This window comes from Paractinoplanes bogorensis, from assembly GCF_018829635.1.
Classification (GTDB): Bacteria; Actinomycetota; Actinomycetes; order Mycobacteriales; family Micromonosporaceae; genus Actinoplanes; species Actinoplanes bogorensis.
The window spans coordinates 889,282-903,955 of record NZ_JAHKKG010000001.1 but is presented as its reverse complement, the minus strand read 5'-3'; the positions used below and the strand labels follow the sequence as shown (position 1 = coordinate 903,955).

Genomic DNA, 14,674 nt, shown 5'->3' with positions numbered 1-14,674 from the left:
GGTCATTTCGATCGCGACAAGGTGTCTGCCTTCTCCGGACGGGCGATCGCTAAACCCCTCCGTTCCGCCCACACCTCGCGCAACGGGCGCACCACGATGCCCTCCTCGGCCATCCGCCGCCGGGCCAGCCTGCGGGTTCGCAGGATTCCGGTCACGCCGATGACGATGAAGACGTATTGCACCGACATGGCCACTTTGAAGTCGGTGATGTCATAGTTCACGCCGCCGCCCGTACGCGCATCGAGAATCAGCCCGATCAATTCGATCGACAGCAGCGACGCGACGAAGCCGCCCACGTTCACGACTCCGGTGGCGGTGCCGAGGCGGTTCGGCGGGTTGAACGTACGGGCGTAGTCGAAGCCGATCATCGAACCTGGACCACCCAGGCCGAGCGCCACGACCAGGATCACCAGCACCGCCATCGGCGCGTGTCCGGGCCAGGCCAGCACCAGGCCCCACGCGGCCGCGTTGGCCGCGATCACCCCGAGCACCAGCCACGACCGGCGCAGCGGGTGCCGCTGCACCAGCATCCCGACGATCGGGCCGGCCGCCATGCCGACCAGCACGAACAGCGTGAGCAGCGAGCTCGCCGTCTCCTGGGGCAGGCCCTGCCCGGCGATCAGGAACGGGAAACCCCACATCAGCGCGAAGACCGTACCGGTGAACTGGGTGGTGAAATGCGTCCACAGGCCGAGCCGGGTGCCCGGATGCCGCCAGGCGCTGCTCAGGTCGAGGCCGACCTGCCGCATCGTGATCGCGGGACCACGACTGACCCGCCGCTCCGGGGTGTCGTGCAGGGCCACCAGGGCGGCGACCGCGACGAACACACCGGCGCCGGCCGTGGCCAGGAACGCGGTGCCCCAGCCGGGACCGGCCAGCAGCGCCGCCAGCGGGACGGCCGACAGCACCTGCCCGGCCTGCCCGACCAGCCCGGTGACCTGGGTCATCACCGGCACCCGGCGGGCCGGGAACCACTGCGGCACCAGGCGCAGCACGCTGATGAAGGTCATCGCGTCGCCCGCGCCGACCAGGATGCGGGCCAGCACGGCACCGCCGACGTGATCGGTGGTCGCCATGATCGCCTGACCGGCCGCCATCAGCACGCCGCCGCTGACCACCAGACGCAGCGAACCGAACCGGTCGAGCAGCAACCCGACCGGCACCTGGAGGGCCGCGTAGACGAGCAGTTGCAGGACGGCGAACGAGGCCAGCGCTCCGGCTCCGATGCCGAAGCGATGCTGCGCGTCCAGCCCGGCGACGCCGAGCGAGGTGCGGTGCAGCACTGCGACGATGTACGCGGCGAGGCCGACGGCCCAGACCGCCCAGGCCCTTGCTGGGGGACGCAGGGGCACGGGGTCGCCTTCCACTAGCCTTGTCTTGCGCGAACTTTTCTTACGCGTACGGGAACCAGCCTTCTCCGGCCGCCCGAAGGTCACAACCGATCGCGGCCCACGCCACACGTGCGTCCGGTCACCTCATTCGCGCCCGCCGCGTCAAGCTCATTTCCAGCATTCGGCCGATCTGTGATCACCATTACGAGCAGGAACAATGCCGGGCCCGGAGGACTTGCGGATGAATATGCGCGCTGAATTGTCACCTGGCGACCTCCTGCCCTCCGGCCGCCGCCTCCGAATCGTCCTCGTGCTGGGGTTCCTGACCGCGCTCGGGCCGCTGACGATCGACATGTACCTGCCGGCGCTTCCGACGATCACCACCGACCTGCATTCCACTGACGCCGCCGTGCAGCTCACGCTGACCGGCACGCTGCTCGGGCTGGCACTCGGACAGTTGCTGATCGGCCCGCTCTCGGACGCATTCGGCCGACGCACTCCCCTGCTCGCCGGCATGGCCGTCCACGTGCTGGCCTCGGTGCTCTGTGTGATCGCCCCGAACCTCGCCGTGCTCGGTACGCTGCGGGTGCTTCAGGGTCTGGGCGCGGCCGCCGCGGCCGTGATCGCGATGGCAATCGTGCGTGATCTGTTCTCCGGCCTCGCCGCCGCGAAGCTCTTCTCCCGGCTGATGCTGGTCGTCGGGGTAGCGCCGATCCTCGCGCCGACCATCGGCGGCACGGTCCTCAACTGGACCTCGTGGCGCGGTGTCTTCGTGGTGTTGACCGTGGTCTCGATCGCGATCCTGACCGCCACGGCCCTGGTCCTGCCCGAGACTCTCCCCGTCCAGCAGCGCCGCAACGGCGGCGCGGCGGGCACGCTGCGTGACTACGGCCGGCTGTTCACCGACCGCGCGTACGTGGGTCTGATCCTGGTTGCCGCGCTGGCCTTCTCCGCCCTGTTCGCGTACGTGAGCGGCTCGTCCTTCATCTTCCAGGACGAGTACGGCATGAACGAGCAGCAGTTCGCCTATGTGTTCGCCGCCGGGGCGGTCGCGCTGATCGGTGCCACCCAGTTCAACGTCCGGCTGCTCCGGCGCTGGCAGCCGACCCAGATCCTGGGCGGCGCCCTGATCGCCGGGGCGGTGTCCGGCATCGTGCTGCTGATCTTCGCGCTGACCGGGTTCGGTGGACTGGCCGGCATCCTGGTCCCGCTGTGGCTGGTGCTGGCCGCGGTCGGCCTGGCCATGCCGAACGCTCCGGCGCTCGCGCTGTCCCGGCACGGCGAGGCCGCCGGTACGGCCGCGGCCCTGCTCGGCGCGGTGCAGTTCGGCGTCGGCGCGCTGGCCGCCCCGCTGGTCGGGGTGCTCGGTAACAGCGCGATCGCGATGGCGATCGTCGTCGCCGGGGGCATGGCCGCTGCGGTTGTCGTGCTGTGGGGCGTCGTACGGCCGAGCTCTCTGCCGGTCGAAACGGGCGAGCCGGTGCTGGCGGTCGCCCACTAGATTCGGTTTCATGCCGAGCCCTACGCAACCACTGCTCGACACTGCTGACATCGCCGGGATCGTCCATGACGGTCTCGGCGCCGTCGTATCCGCGGCCGCCGAACTCAGCGGTGGTGGCTTCGCGGCGGTCTGGCGAGCTTCGCTCACCGACGGGCGCGAGGTGGTGGTCAAGGTGGGTCCGCCACCGTCGGCTTCCCTTCTCGCGTACGAGGCGGGCATGCTCCCGGCCGAGGTCGCGTACTTCGGTCTGGTGCGCGACGTGGCACCGGTCCCCACGGTTCTCGCCCACACCGACGGCTGGATCATCGCGACGCTGCTGCCCGGCCGGCCACTCACGGCGGGCGACTCGCCGCTCGCCCGGCGGCAGCTCGGCACGGCCGTCGCCCGGGTCCACAAGATCACCGGCCCGCACTACGGCTACACCGGCGACCGCCCGTCCGGCCCCGACTGGCCGACGGCGTTCGGCGCGATGATCGAGTCGTTGCGCGCTGACGCTGCGCTCTGGGGCGTGTCGCTGCCGCCGCTGGACGGCCTGGTCGACCGCCACCGGCCGGCGCTGGCGACGGTCACCCGGCCGGCGCTGCTGCACTTCGACCTGTGGGACGGCAACGTGCTGGTCGCCCCCGACGGTTCGCTGAGCGGCCTGGTCGACGGGGAGCGCTTCCTGTACGGGGATCCGCTGCTCGATTTCGTGTCACCGGCGCTCGGCCGACGCATCACCGCTGACCATCCGTTCGCGGCCGGCTACGGCATCGAGTCGTTCACGGCCGAGGAGCAGGTCCGGTTGGCGCTCTACCGAGTGCACCTCTACGTCCTGATGCTCACCGAGGGCCCCAGCCGCGGCATCGACGCCGACGCTGACCGGCAGCACTGGGTGCGCGGGCTGCTCGAGGCCGAGCTGGCCGCGCTGTGATCACCTGGGTGACGCCCGGCGACGCGTCGTTCCCCGGGGTGGCCGCCCTGTTCGACGAATACCGCGTGCACTACGGCGAACCGTCCGCGCCCACCGCGACCCAGGCCTGGCTGGCCGAGCAGATCTCCGCGGGCCGGTTCGCGGTCGCAGCCCCTTCCGACGCCGGCGGCCTGATCACCACCACGGTCATCCCGGCCTCGCTGACTCTGGGAACCGCGTGGCTCGTGCGCGACCTGTTCGTGCCGCCTCGCTCACGTCGTCAGGGGATCGCGCGGGCTCTGCTCGACCACGTCATCGTGGCCGCCCGGGCCGCGGGCGCGCGCCGGGTGTCGCTGCAGACCGAGCCGGACAACGATGGGGCGTTGGCGCTCTACACCGGGGCCGGCTTCCGCCCGGTCACCAGCCTGAGCATGCTCAACCTCCCGCTCTGACCAGCACTTTCTGGGGCCAGAGCCGATCTCAGACCGGCCAACTCAGGGTGGCGAGACTGTTGCATCGGACGGTTCCCGTCGACTCGAAGACGAAGTACGAACATGCGACGGCTGTCCACTCACGTCTTGTTCCGGGGATGGCGCACGACCACAGATTGTCGAAGCCAGGTTCGCGCCGCACGCCCTGGTAGGGATCCTCGAGGCGAGAAAGCAACCAGGCGCGTACCGCTAACCGTAGGTCGTCGTCAGGCGAGTCCAGATCGATCCACCGGTCGACCCATTCGTTGAACTCGGCCAGGTTCCATCCGCTCGACCGACTAGGCACGACTCAGCTTGCCGATCAGGCCGCTGATGTCGTCCAAACGTCCGGGACCGTTCGGTGTCTGCGTGTCCGCGATGGACGCCGAGATCACGGATGGGTCGAGGACTTCCTCCTCCTCGCCGTCGTTGACTGCCTCGGCGACAAAGTGGCGGCGGATCCACTCCAGCTCGATGCGGTTCGAGTCACCTACCTTCCGTCGTGCGTCGCCGGCCTGCCAGGGGTGTTCGGTGTGTGTGAGCCGTTCGAGCTGACTTCCGGTCAGCCAGCCATATCTACTTGCCACGTAGCCCACGGTGTTCAGTTCTGCCTCACCGAGGTCGTGCGGTTCGGGGCGCGGCTCGTTCCGGTCTTCGTCCCGCCAGAGCTCGGCGACGACGGGACCCATGTCCCAAGCCTTGATCGATTCGGAGAAGAGGGGCCGGTCAAACGACGCTATGTGACTGCCCTGCGCGTAATAGAGCAGCTTGTGGAGTTTCTTCTTGCCGATGCCCGGTAGCCGTTCACGCAGAGCTGCGGCGATGTCGTGCGCGGAAGCGGTCATGGTCGCGATGCTATCGCCGACCACCGACAAAATCGGACCGCCACCAGCTCCGATACGCGCACGACCCGTACGCACGTGCATACGGGCTAATCGGCGGCGACGGATGTGGCCAGCTCGGCCAGGGCCTGGGCCGAGCGGGAGTTCGGCTCGGTGTGCAGGAGGAGCGCCTCCAGGCCGTTCGTGCCCAGGACGGCGAACTTGTCGATCAGCAGCTCGATGTCGCCGACCCGGGGGTGGCGGATCCGGAAGGTGCCGCCGCTGGCGGTTCGGACGTCGTGGCGGGCCCACAGGCGGCGGAAACGCTCGCTCTTCAAGGACAGTTCGCCGATCAGGGCGTGCAGGCGCTGGTCGTCGACGTCGGTTCCGGCCTGGGCCCGCAAGTGGGCCACCGCGGCCGCCGTGTAGGACGGCCAGTCGGGGTGGTAGGCGCGGGCGTCCAGGTCGGTGAAGAGGGTTCGCAGGCGGTTCACGCCGGGGACCATGTCGGGGGACAGTTCGCGGGCCAGGGCGTTCGCGGCCAGGACGTCGCTGTACTTGTTGAAGACCAGGGCGGGCACGTTGATCGTACGGAGAAGCAGGTCGATGCTGCGTGGGATCTCCTGCGCGGCCGGGCGTGGGACCTTGACCGGGGCCGCCAGCGCGCGCAGGTAGGCGGTGCTCTCGGCGTCGAGCTGCAGCACCCGGGCCAGCGCGCCGAGCACCTGGGCCGACGGGCTGCGGTCGCGGCCGCGTTCCAGGCGCAGGTAGTACTCGGCACTGATGCCGGCCAGCATCGCCACCTCTTCGCGGCGCAGGCCGGGCACCCGCCGCAGGCCGGTGCCGGGCGGCAGGCCCACCTCGGCCGGAGTGACCAGCTCACGGCGTGCGCGCAGGTAGTCCCCGAGGGCGTTGTCCATGCGATCCACGCTAGGCCGCGGCCGGCGACGGTGGGGGTACCCCAGTGGGGACCTGCCACGAAGCACGCCGCCGGCCGAGGCTGGGAGGCATGAAAACTTGGTTCATCACGGGTGTGAGCAGCGGTTTCGGGCACGAGATGGCGCGCCGGCTGCTGGCTGACAAAAATCGAGTTGCGGGCACCGTACGGCGGGAAGGCAGTGCCGACGACCTCGACCTGACCTGGCTCGGGCATGTCGACGTCACCGATCTGCCCAAGGTCCGCGAGGTCGTGGACGCGGCGTTCGCCGAGCTCGGACGGATCGACGTCGTGGTCATGAACGCGGGCTACGGGCTGTTCGGCGCGGCCGAGGAGGTCAGCGACGAGCAGATGCAGCACCAGATCGCCACCAACCTGCTCGGCTCGATCCAGACCGCCCGCGCGGCCCTGCCCCACCTGCGCGCGCAGGGCGGCGGCCGGCTCATCCAGATCTCGTCGGTCGCCGGGCTGGCCGCCTTCCCGGGCGCGTCGCTCTATCACGCGAGCAAGTGGGGCGTCGAAGGCTTCATCGAGGCCCTGGCCGGCGAGGTCGCGCCCTTCGGGATCGGGGTGACTCTGGTCGAGCCGGGCGGGGCCCGCACCTCGTTCGCCGGGGGCAGTCTCAAGATCGGGCAACCCCTTCCCGCGTACGACGGAACGCCTGCCTCTTTCGTCCGGGGCCTCCAGCAGGGTCTGGTCGAGATCCCGGGCGACCCGGTGGAATACGCCGCTCGCGTGATCGAGAGTGCCGGCGTGGAACCCGCTCCGATGCGGCTGGTGCTGGGCGCGGACTCCCAGCAGGCGGTCACCGCCGCACTGCGGAACCGGCTGGCCCAGGTCGAGGGTTAGCCGTACGCCTCCACGGCTGAGAGTTGCGCGGCCGGCCAACCGGTGTTGGCGGTGAAGGTGAGGCGCAGGTTCCGCACCGGCGTGCCCGGCAGCGTGATGGTGGCCGAGTTGCCCGACGCGGGGTCGAACACGCAGGTCGCCGCGGCCGCGATGCCCTCCACGGCGATCGTCTGGGTGCGCCGCTCCCAGAAGCCGGGCAGGCGCAGCACCAGCCGTCGCACCGGATAGGCAGCGCCCAGGTCGATCTGGAACCACTGCGGGAACGCGTGGTTGGCGCTCTCCCAGTAGCTGTCCGCATTGCGGTCGACGGCGTTGGCCACCCCGTACGGGCCGTTGGCGCTGCTCGCGGTGACCGGCCGGCCCGCGGCCAGGTCACCGGTCGGCGTCGTCGTCCCGGTGACCGGCGGCGTCGGGCGTACGGGGGTCAGGGCGATCTGGCCCTTGAGCATGCGCCCGCCGTCGCCGGTGATCCGCAGGTAGTAGTCGGACGAGCAGAACGTGCCGTCCTCGTCGAGGGCCCGGATGCCCGTGCCGGCCGGCACCGACGCGCTCGTCTCGGCCGTCTTGGCGATCTGGTTGCCCTCGTTGAACTCGTCGAACATGGACACGTAGAGGCCCTGGGCACCCAGCTTGACCATGTTGTAGAGGCTGCGCCAGTAGAAGTCGCCGTGCCGCCGGTGCCCGCTCGACAGGTCGCCGGGCAGCACGCAGGGCTGGTAGTCGATGCCGTGCGCGGTGCAGTCGGCCTGGTCGGCGGTGTTGACGTTGGCCAGGAACCAGTCGAGCCCGTCGAGCGTGCCGGTGCGGCCGACCATCCACGGCGAGAGCATGTGGAACGCGTGGTAGACGTCGGAGAAGCCGGTACGGCTGTCGTTCTTTCCTTCACGCCAATAGGTGGGCACGCCGCCGATCACGTAACAGCCCTGGGCCTTGAACCAGTTCACCACGTCGAGGCAGGCGGCCGGCGCGAACGGGCGGCCGTCGTCGTTGAAGCCGAAACCCCAGATGCAGACGACCGGTTTGCCGTTCTGGCGGGCGTAGGAGGGCGAGGAGACGTACGGGGAAATCGTCTGTGTCCAGTCCTGCTTGATCTCGCTCTGCATGGACGTCCAGCCGGTGACGTCGTACATGATGTAGAACTTGCGGCCGGTCGCCTCGGCGGCGGCGCGGACCTTGGCCGTCATCGCGTTGCGGGTCGGGCCCTCGTCGCCGATCGGGTTGAAGCGCTGCAGCGCCGCGGTGTCGATGCCGTGGGTGCGCATCCACTGGAAGTGCGTGTCGACGGTCTGCTGGTCGTAGGAGGAGAAGAGCGTCGCGGGCCGGCCGCCGCCGAGATTCGGATAGGCCGTCGGGTAGGCGTGGGTGAAGTCGCGCATGTCCGGCCAGGACACGATCGTGGTGTTGGCCGGTGACGGCGGCTGGAAGCGGTCGCGGCTCCAGTGCCACCAGCCGCCGATCGGGGCGCCGTCGCCGGGGCACGAGAACCAGCCCTGGTAGCCGACGCTGATCTTGCCGACCACGTCGCCGGGCGGGGACGCGGCCGCGGCCGGGCGGCTCAGCAGGGTCACCGCGGGCGTGAGGGCGGCCGCGGACAGCAGGGTACGACGGGTGACAGTCATGGGGGGGCTCCTGTCGATCGACGGTCATCGTTACAGTCCGCGTCACAGGTTCGCAATAGTTGAACAGATCTATGAAATATTCATGACCCGACAGCGAAACTTGCCGCCAGTTCTAGGATGGCGCCATGAGTGACGAGAAGACCGCTGACCAGCTGCGGCAGGAACTGAAGGACCTCGACCAGGAGCTCGCCGAGCTGCGCCGGGTCGGGGGCGACGCGGCCGCGCGCCGGGGGCAGGACAGCGACACCTCCGAGGGCTACATCGAGCCGGAGGAGATCGCGACCGAGCTGACCGGCATCGCCGAGAACGAGGCGATCATCGACACGCTGGAGCAGCGCCGGGAGCGTCTCGAGGAGCAGCTCAAGGCCCTCGGCTGAGACACGACGGGGATAGCGGTCACATGATGACCGCTATCCCGGGAACGGTGAGGGCATGACACTCGACCGTTCCGGATCCCGAATCGACCACCTCAACCTGGCCGTGCCCGACCTCGGCGTGGCCGTGGCGTTCTACGAGCCCGTGCTGGCGTCCATCGGGATCGTCAAGATGCTGGAGATCCCGCCGAACGCCACGCCGAACCAGCCGACCGCGATGACCGGTTTCGGGCTGGCCGGCGTGAAACCGTACTTCTGGCTCATCGACGGCGGGACCGTCGGCACCAACATGCACCTGGCCTTCACCGTGGACACCCGCGACGAGGTGGAGACCTTCTATCGGGCCGCGCTCGAGGCCGGCGCCGGGTCACTGATCGAGCCCGGGGTGCATCCGGAGTATCACGACGACTACTACGGCGGGTTCGTGACCGATCCGCACGGCATCAACCTGGAAGCGGTCTGTCACCGGGCCTGACTCAGGATCGCGTCGGCCACCTGGTCCGGAGCTTCCAGGGCGGCGTAGTGGCCGACGCCTTCCAGATGTACGGACGTCACATGGTCGGCGACCTGCTTCATGGTGGCCTCGGCGAACGGGCCTACGGCGAGCACGGGCATAGTGAGGCGAGGCAGGGCCCGTAGTTCGTCGCCTTCGCTGAGCATCGAGCGGTAGAGGCCGGACGCGCCTCGCCAGCCGTCCTTACGGGCGTACGAGGGAACGAATTTGTCGGTTCCGCTCGGCAGCAGGGTGTTCAGGAATTCGTGCTCGCGGCCGGCCAGCAGCATCTCGGGGACGCCCGGCGTGACCAGGGCGCCGATGTACCAGACGCCGCCGTGGGTGACGTCGGCCAGCGCCTCCAGCCCGAAGCCGGCCAGTCCGGTCTCGATCGCGGTGAGGCTGAGCACGTCTTCCGGGTGTGTACTGGCCAGGCGGAACACCGCGCCGCCACTGATGTCCTGGCCGACCAGGTGCACCGGACCGGCGCCGAGGTGGGCGATCAGCTGGTGCAGGTCTTCGGCGGCCGTCCTGCTGTCGTTGTCGCCGGCCGCCGAGTCGCCGAAGCCGCGCAGGTCGACCGCGAAGACCCGGTGCTCGGCGGCCAGCCGCGGGATGACCTCGTGGAAGGCGTACCAGGTTTCCGGGAAGCCGTGGACCAGCAGGATCGGCGTGCCCTCGGAGCCCGCGGACACATAGTGCAGCGTCGTGCCGTTGATCTCGGCCCGGTAGTGGGTGATGGTCATCTCGGGGTCCTCCATTTCGACAGCATGACTGTCTTTCTTGTACCGACGATAGACAGCAAGACTGTCGAATGTCCAGGCGCTAGCCTGACTCGTATGTCACGTTCGGGCGCTGACCTCGCGCTGTTGCTGCTGGGTGGCTTCCGTACGCTGGTCGACTCCGCGCGGGCCGAACTGTCGGAACGCGGCTACGACGTACGCCCCGTGCACGATTTCGCCATGCGAGCCATCGCGGCCGGCGCCGACAGTGCCTCCGACCTGGGCCGGCGCCTCTCCATCACCAAGCAGTCGGCGGCCCGGACGATCGCCGACCTGCAGGAACGCGGCTGGGTCACGACCGCCCCCGACCCGCGGGACGCTCGCCGCAAGCGGCTGGAGGTCACGGCGCTGGGCTTCGAGGTGATGCGCACGGGCGAGGCGATCTTCGACGATTTGCGGGAGCGGTGGAAGGCGCAGATCGGGGCGGACGAGCTCGAAAAGCTGGAGAAGCAGCTCACCGCACTGGTCGGCCCGCAGCCGGTCCGCCTCGACGCCCCCGGGTGGCTGCCCCCGGAGAACTAAGGCGTGCGGACGGCGACGGCCAGGAAATGGTCCTCGGCGTCCTCGTAGCGGGTCGGTGTCCAGCCGGTGGCGGCCCACGCCCGGGTCAGGTTGTCCTCGTTCAGCGGGTCGGCCGGGGTCAGCTCGCGGCCATGACGGGCCGCCAGCGCCGCCCGCCCGGTCGGGTGGAAGAGGACCAGCCGCCCGCCGGGCCGGGTGATCCGGGCCAGCTCGGCCAGGCCCGCCGCCGGGTCGGGCAGGTGGTGGACCAGGCCGGCCGCGAAGACCACGGCCGCCGTCCCGTCCGGCAGGGGCAGGCGGCGGGCGTCGGCCTGCACCAGGGCCGCCGCGTGGTCGCGGCCCTTGGATCGGGCCTCGGCCAGCATCGCCGGAGTGCAGTCGAGACCGATCACCCGGCCGGTGGGCCCGACCGCGGCGGACAGGGCCGGTAGCGCCCGCCCGGTGCCGCAGCCGACGTCGACGGCCAGATCGCCGGGGGCCGGGGCGGCGGCGTCGACAGCTTTGGCGTACGCGGGAAGGTCGTCTCCGAATTTCTCGTCCCAACCGGCGGCCCGGGTGGTGAAGAAGGCCCGGCTCTCCGACAGGTGCCATCGGTCGGGTTCGCAGAGGCGCGGGTGGACGTGCCGGATCACCGGCCACTGCGGATCGTGGTGGTCGATCACGACGTGGGCGCGCGAACCCGAGCCGCCGGAACCGCGGGGACCCGCGCGCAGCTGGACGATCACATGGTCGGCGGCCGGTTCGAGGACGTTGAGGGCCGAGTCGAAACCGCCGCCGGACGGGCCGCTCAAGCCCATCACCGCGTCGACGTTCCAGGCCCGGGCCGAGGGCGGGAACGCCGCCGCCAGTTGCGCGGCGAAGACGGCGGCCGCGCCGTGGTCTCCCCCGTCGACGATCACGGTGAGCGGCGCGCGCGGGGTGAGCACCTCGGCCAGGAAGGCGGTGACCTCGGCAATGCGTTCGGGCACGCCACCAGCATGCCGTCGCTCATGTGAGCTGTGCAACGGTTCCGCATCTGCCAGCCGTACGAGGTAGGAGCCCTCGCAGAAGCGGCCCTAAAGTGACCACTGTGACGACGTATCGCATCGGTGAGGCGGCCGACCTCCTCGGCGTGAGCGTGGACACGGTCCGCCGCTGGGTCGACGCCGGGCGCTTGAAGGCCGGGCGCGACGACCATGGGCACCGCCACGTCGCGGGGGCCGACCTCGCCGCGTTCGCCCGGTCGCTGGCCGATCAGCCCGATCCGGGGGCGAGCCGCTCGTCGGCCCGCAACCGGCTCCGCGGCATCGTCACGGCGATCGTCCGCGACGAGGTGATGGCGCAGGTCGACATTCAGGCCGGGCCGTTCCGGGTGGTGTCGCTGATGAGCCGCGAGGCGGTCGACGATCTGGGGCTCGAGGTGGGTTCGACGGCGGTCGCCGTCATCAAATCGACCACAGTGGTCGTGGAGCGAGGAGACGACAAATGAAGAGAGTCCTGGCCGGGGTCGCGATGCTCGCTGTCCTGGCGACCGCGGCCTGCGGTGCCAACAATGATTCAGCGGCGAGCGGAGGTTCCTCCCCGGAGGGCAGCGCCGGCACGGGCGCCACCGGCGAAGTGATCGTGCTGGCCGCCGCGTCGCTCACCGAGTCGTTCGACAAGATCAAGGAAGACTTCCAGGCGCAGAACCCCAACGTCAAGGTCACGATTTCGTACGGCGGCAGCTCCGGTCTCGCCCAGCAGATCACCTCGGGCGCACCGGCCGACGTGTTCGCCGCGGCCAGCCCGGCCACCATGAAGACGGTCGTCGACGCGGGCGACGCCGCCGGTGACCCCGCCGTCTTCGTCAAGAACCAGCTCGTCATCGCGACCGCCAAGGGCAACCCCAAGAAGATCGCCTCGCTGGCCGACCTGAAGAACCCGGACCTCAAGGTCGCCCTGTGCGCCGAGCAGGTGCCGTGCGGCGCGGCGGCCAAGAAGGCCATGGAGGCGGCCGGCGTCCAGTTCACCCCGGTGACGCTGGAGCAGGACGTCAAGGCGGCACTGTCCAAGGTGAAGCTCGGCGAGGTCGACGCGGCGCTGGTCTACCGCACGGACGCCAAGGCGGCGAGCGCCGACGTGGACGGTGTCGAGTTCCCGGAATCGGCCGGCGCGATCAACGACTACCCGATCGTCGTGCTCAAGAACGCGCCCAACGCGACCGGTGCCCAGGCGTTCGTCGCGTTCGTCCAGTCCGAGCCCGAGATGAAGATCCTCACCGACGCAGGGTTCCAGAAGCCCTGAACAAGTTCCGCATCCCGTTAGCCCTGGCCGTTCCGGCGGTTCTCGGCCTCGCGTTCCTGATCCTGCCCCTGGCCGGGCTGCTGATCCGGGCGCCGTGGTCGACCCTGCCGGAACGGCTCACCGAACCGGGCATCCTCACCGCGCTGCGCCTCTCGCTGATCACGGCGAGCCTGGCCACGGTGGTGTGCCTGGTTCTCGGCGTACCGCTGGCCTGGGTCCTGGCCCGCCTCGAGTTCCCGGGCCGCCGGTTCGTCCGCGCGCTCGTCACCGTGCCGCTCGTGCTGCCCCCGGTGGTGGGTGGCGTGGCGCTGCTGCTCGTCTTCGGGCGGCGCGGCCTGGTCGGCGAGTGGCTCGACCAGACGTTCGGGGTGAGCCTGCCGTTCACCACCACCGGCGTGGTCGTGGCCGAGGCGTTCGTGGCGATGCCGTTCCTGGTGATCGCCGTCGAGGGGGCGCTGCGCGGGGCCGACGCCCGTTACGAGGAGGCGGCGGCCACGCTGGGCGCCACCCGCTGGACGGCGTTCCGCCGGGTCACCCTGCCCCTGATCGCCCCCGGGATCGCGGCCGGCGCGGTGCTCTGCTGGGCGCGGGCGCTGGGCGAGTTCGGGGCGACGATCACCTTTGCCGGCAACTTCCCCGGCCGTACGCAGACCATGCCGCTCGCCGTCTATCTGGCCCTGGAACAGGACGTGGACGCGGCGATCGTGCTGAGCCTGATCCTGCTGGTCGTCTCGGTCGGCATCCTGGCCGCGCTCCGTGACAAGTGGGTCGCCGCATGAGTCTGGCCGCGTCCATCACAGTCCGGCGGGACGGCTTCACGCTCGACGTCGAGCTGACCGCCGAACCGGGCGAGGTCGTCGCGCTGCTCGGCCCGAACGGCGCCGGCAAGACCACGACCCTGCGCGCCCTGGCCGGCCTGCTGCAGCTGGACGCGGGCGAGATCACCCTCGACGGCGTACGCCTCGACCCCCTGCCACCCGAGCAGCGGCGGATCGGCGTCGTGTTCCAGGACTACCTGCTCTTCCCGCACCTGAGCGCGCTCGACAACGTCGCGTTCGGTCCACGCTGCCGCCGGGTGCCGCGCGCCGAGGCCCGGCAGAACGCCCAGAAGTGGCTGGATCGCGTGGGCCTGGCTGACCACGTACGGAAAAAGCCTCGTCAGCTCTCCGGTGGTCAGGCCCAGCGGGTGGCCCTGGCCCGGGCGCTCGCCTCCGAGCCGCGGATGCTGCTGCTGGACGAACCGCTGGCCGCGCTCGACGCCCGCACCCGCCTCGACACCCGCGCCCAGCTGCGCGGCCACCTCGCCGCCTTCCCCGGCGCGACCGTGCTGGTCACGCACGACCCGCTGGACGCGCTGATGCTGGCCGACCGCCTGGTCATCATCGAGGACGGCCGCGTCGTGCAGACCGGCGACGCCGCCACGATCACCGCCGAGCCCCGCACCGACTACGTGGCCCGCCTGGTCGGCCTGAACCTCTACCACGGCCGCGCCGACGGTACGACGGTCACGCTGCCCGACGGCTTCACGCTGATCACCGCGTCCGCCTCGTCCGCTTCCGCCGTCTTCGTGGCCTTCCCGCCGTCGGCCGTGTCGCTCTATCCCAGCCGCCCCGACGGCAGCCCCCGCAACACCTGGCCCGCCACCGTGATGTCGGTCTCGCGCCAGGGCGGAAGCCTGCGGATCGAACTCGGCGGCGCCCTGCCGGTGGCGGCCGATGTGACGCCCGCGGCGGCCGTTCACCTGGGGCTGGAGCCCGGCCGCGAGGTGTGGGCCAGCGTGAAGGCAACCGAGGTACGCGCGTACCAAGCCTGATCGTCCTC

General features: G+C 70.4%; 17 protein-coding genes. 11 read left to right on the top strand and 6 right to left on the bottom strand.

Features of this window, described 5'->3' with window-relative positions; translation table 11 throughout:
- Positions 1-2: 2 nt before the first annotated feature.
- Entirely contained in the window at positions 3-1,352 is a 1,350-nt protein-coding gene (locus tag KOI35_RS04330; RefSeq protein ID WP_215784644.1) for an MFS transporter, read from the bottom strand.
- A 220-nt stretch (positions 1,353-1,572) separates the two neighbouring features.
- Between KOI35_RS04330 and KOI35_RS04325 the strand changes: the two genes are divergently transcribed.
- The 3 genes from KOI35_RS04325 to KOI35_RS04315 are packed head-to-tail and all read left to right on the top strand — an operon-like array spanning position 1,573 to position 4,176.
- Positions 1,573-2,832, top strand: a complete 1,260-nt coding sequence (locus tag KOI35_RS04325) for a multidrug effflux MFS transporter (protein ID WP_215784643.1) — start codon at positions 1,573-1,575, stop codon at positions 2,830-2,832.
- A 10-nt stretch (positions 2,833-2,842) separates the two neighbouring features.
- Positions 2,843-3,745: an aminoglycoside phosphotransferase family protein gene (locus tag KOI35_RS04320; protein ID WP_215784642.1), complete on the top strand. Its 903-nt coding sequence runs from the start codon at positions 2,843-2,845 to the stop codon at positions 3,743-3,745.
- Positions 3,742-4,176: a GNAT family N-acetyltransferase gene (locus KOI35_RS04315; RefSeq protein WP_215784641.1), complete on the top strand. Its 435-nt coding sequence runs from the start codon at positions 3,742-3,744 to the stop codon at positions 4,174-4,176. Before KOI35_RS04320 ends, KOI35_RS04315 begins: the two co-directional genes overlap by 4 nt.
- A gap of 317 nt (positions 4,177-4,493) precedes the next feature.
- On the opposite strand, the gene KOI35_RS04310 is transcribed toward KOI35_RS04315, so the two are convergent.
- Positions 4,494-5,039, bottom strand: a complete 546-nt coding sequence (locus tag KOI35_RS04310) for a Panacea domain-containing protein (protein WP_215784640.1) — start codon at positions 5,037-5,039, stop codon at positions 4,494-4,496.
- A gap of 86 nt (positions 5,040-5,125) precedes the next feature.
- Positions 5,126-5,935, bottom strand: coding sequence for a helix-turn-helix domain-containing protein (locus KOI35_RS04305; protein ID WP_215784639.1), 810 nt, complete (start codon positions 5,933-5,935; stop codon positions 5,126-5,128).
- A gap of 89 nt (positions 5,936-6,024) precedes the next feature.
- Between KOI35_RS04305 and KOI35_RS04300 the strand changes: the two genes are divergently transcribed.
- Positions 6,025-6,801 carry an SDR family oxidoreductase gene (locus KOI35_RS04300; protein WP_215784638.1) on the top strand — a complete coding sequence of 259 codons (777 nt, stop codon included), beginning with the start codon at positions 6,025-6,027 and terminating at the stop codon, positions 6,799-6,801.
- Here KOI35_RS04300 and KOI35_RS04295 read toward each other — a convergent pair.
- Positions 6,798-8,420 carry a galactose-binding domain-containing protein gene (locus KOI35_RS04295; protein ID WP_215784637.1) on the bottom strand — a complete coding sequence of 541 codons (1,623 nt, stop codon included), beginning with the start codon at positions 8,418-8,420 and terminating at the stop codon, positions 6,798-6,800. The two genes, KOI35_RS04300 and KOI35_RS04295, sit on opposite strands and share 4 nt — an antisense overlap.
- Before the next feature lie 125 nt (positions 8,421-8,545).
- Between KOI35_RS04295 and KOI35_RS04290 the strand changes: the two genes are divergently transcribed.
- Both KOI35_RS04290 and KOI35_RS04285 read left to right on the top strand, forming a co-directional pair.
- Positions 8,546-8,797 (top strand): hypothetical protein, encoded by a 252-nt coding sequence (locus tag KOI35_RS04290; RefSeq protein ID WP_215784636.1) that lies wholly within the window; start codon positions 8,546-8,548, stop codon positions 8,795-8,797.
- Between the two features lie 55 nt (positions 8,798-8,852).
- Positions 8,853-9,269: a VOC family protein gene (locus KOI35_RS04285; RefSeq protein ID WP_215784635.1), complete on the top strand. Its 417-nt coding sequence runs from the start codon at positions 8,853-8,855 to the stop codon at positions 9,267-9,269.
- Here the strand turns inward: KOI35_RS04285 and KOI35_RS04280 are convergent.
- On the bottom strand, positions 9,257-10,048 hold the full coding sequence (locus KOI35_RS04280; protein ID WP_246612400.1) for an alpha/beta fold hydrolase: 792 nt from the start codon (positions 10,046-10,048) through the stop codon (positions 9,257-9,259). The two genes, KOI35_RS04285 and KOI35_RS04280, sit on opposite strands and share 13 nt — an antisense overlap.
- Positions 10,049-10,126: 78 nt before the next feature.
- Between KOI35_RS04280 and KOI35_RS04275 the strand changes: the two genes are divergently transcribed.
- Positions 10,127-10,591, top strand: a complete 465-nt coding sequence (locus KOI35_RS04275) for a MarR family winged helix-turn-helix transcriptional regulator (protein WP_215784634.1) — start codon at positions 10,127-10,129, stop codon at positions 10,589-10,591.
- Here KOI35_RS04275 and KOI35_RS04270 read toward each other — a convergent pair.
- Positions 10,588-11,559 (bottom strand): methyltransferase domain-containing protein, encoded by a 972-nt coding sequence (locus KOI35_RS04270; protein ID WP_215784633.1) that lies wholly within the window; start codon positions 11,557-11,559, stop codon positions 10,588-10,590. The genes KOI35_RS04275 and KOI35_RS04270 overlap by 4 nt on opposite strands.
- Before the next feature lie 101 nt (positions 11,560-11,660).
- On the opposite strand from KOI35_RS04270, the gene KOI35_RS04265 reads away from it, so the two are divergent.
- The 4 genes from KOI35_RS04265 to KOI35_RS04250 are packed head-to-tail and all read left to right on the top strand — an operon-like array spanning position 11,661 to position 14,666.
- Positions 11,661-12,059, top strand: a complete 399-nt coding sequence (locus tag KOI35_RS04265; protein WP_215784632.1) for a TOBE domain-containing protein — start codon at positions 11,661-11,663, stop codon at positions 12,057-12,059.
- Entirely contained in the window at positions 12,056-12,853 is a 798-nt protein-coding gene (modA, locus tag KOI35_RS04260) for a molybdate ABC transporter substrate-binding protein (RefSeq protein WP_246612399.1), read from the top strand. The genes KOI35_RS04265 and modA overlap by 4 nt, the downstream gene beginning before the upstream one ends.
- Positions 12,850-13,632 (top strand): ABC transporter permease, encoded by a 783-nt coding sequence (locus KOI35_RS04255; protein WP_246612586.1) that lies wholly within the window; start codon positions 12,850-12,852, stop codon positions 13,630-13,632. Before modA ends, KOI35_RS04255 begins: the two co-directional genes overlap by 4 nt.
- Positions 13,629-14,666 (top strand): ABC transporter ATP-binding protein, encoded by a 1,038-nt coding sequence (locus tag KOI35_RS04250; protein WP_215784631.1) that lies wholly within the window; start codon positions 13,629-13,631, stop codon positions 14,664-14,666. Before KOI35_RS04255 ends, KOI35_RS04250 begins: the two co-directional genes overlap by 4 nt.
- The last annotated feature ends 8 nt before the right edge of the window (positions 14,667-14,674 follow it).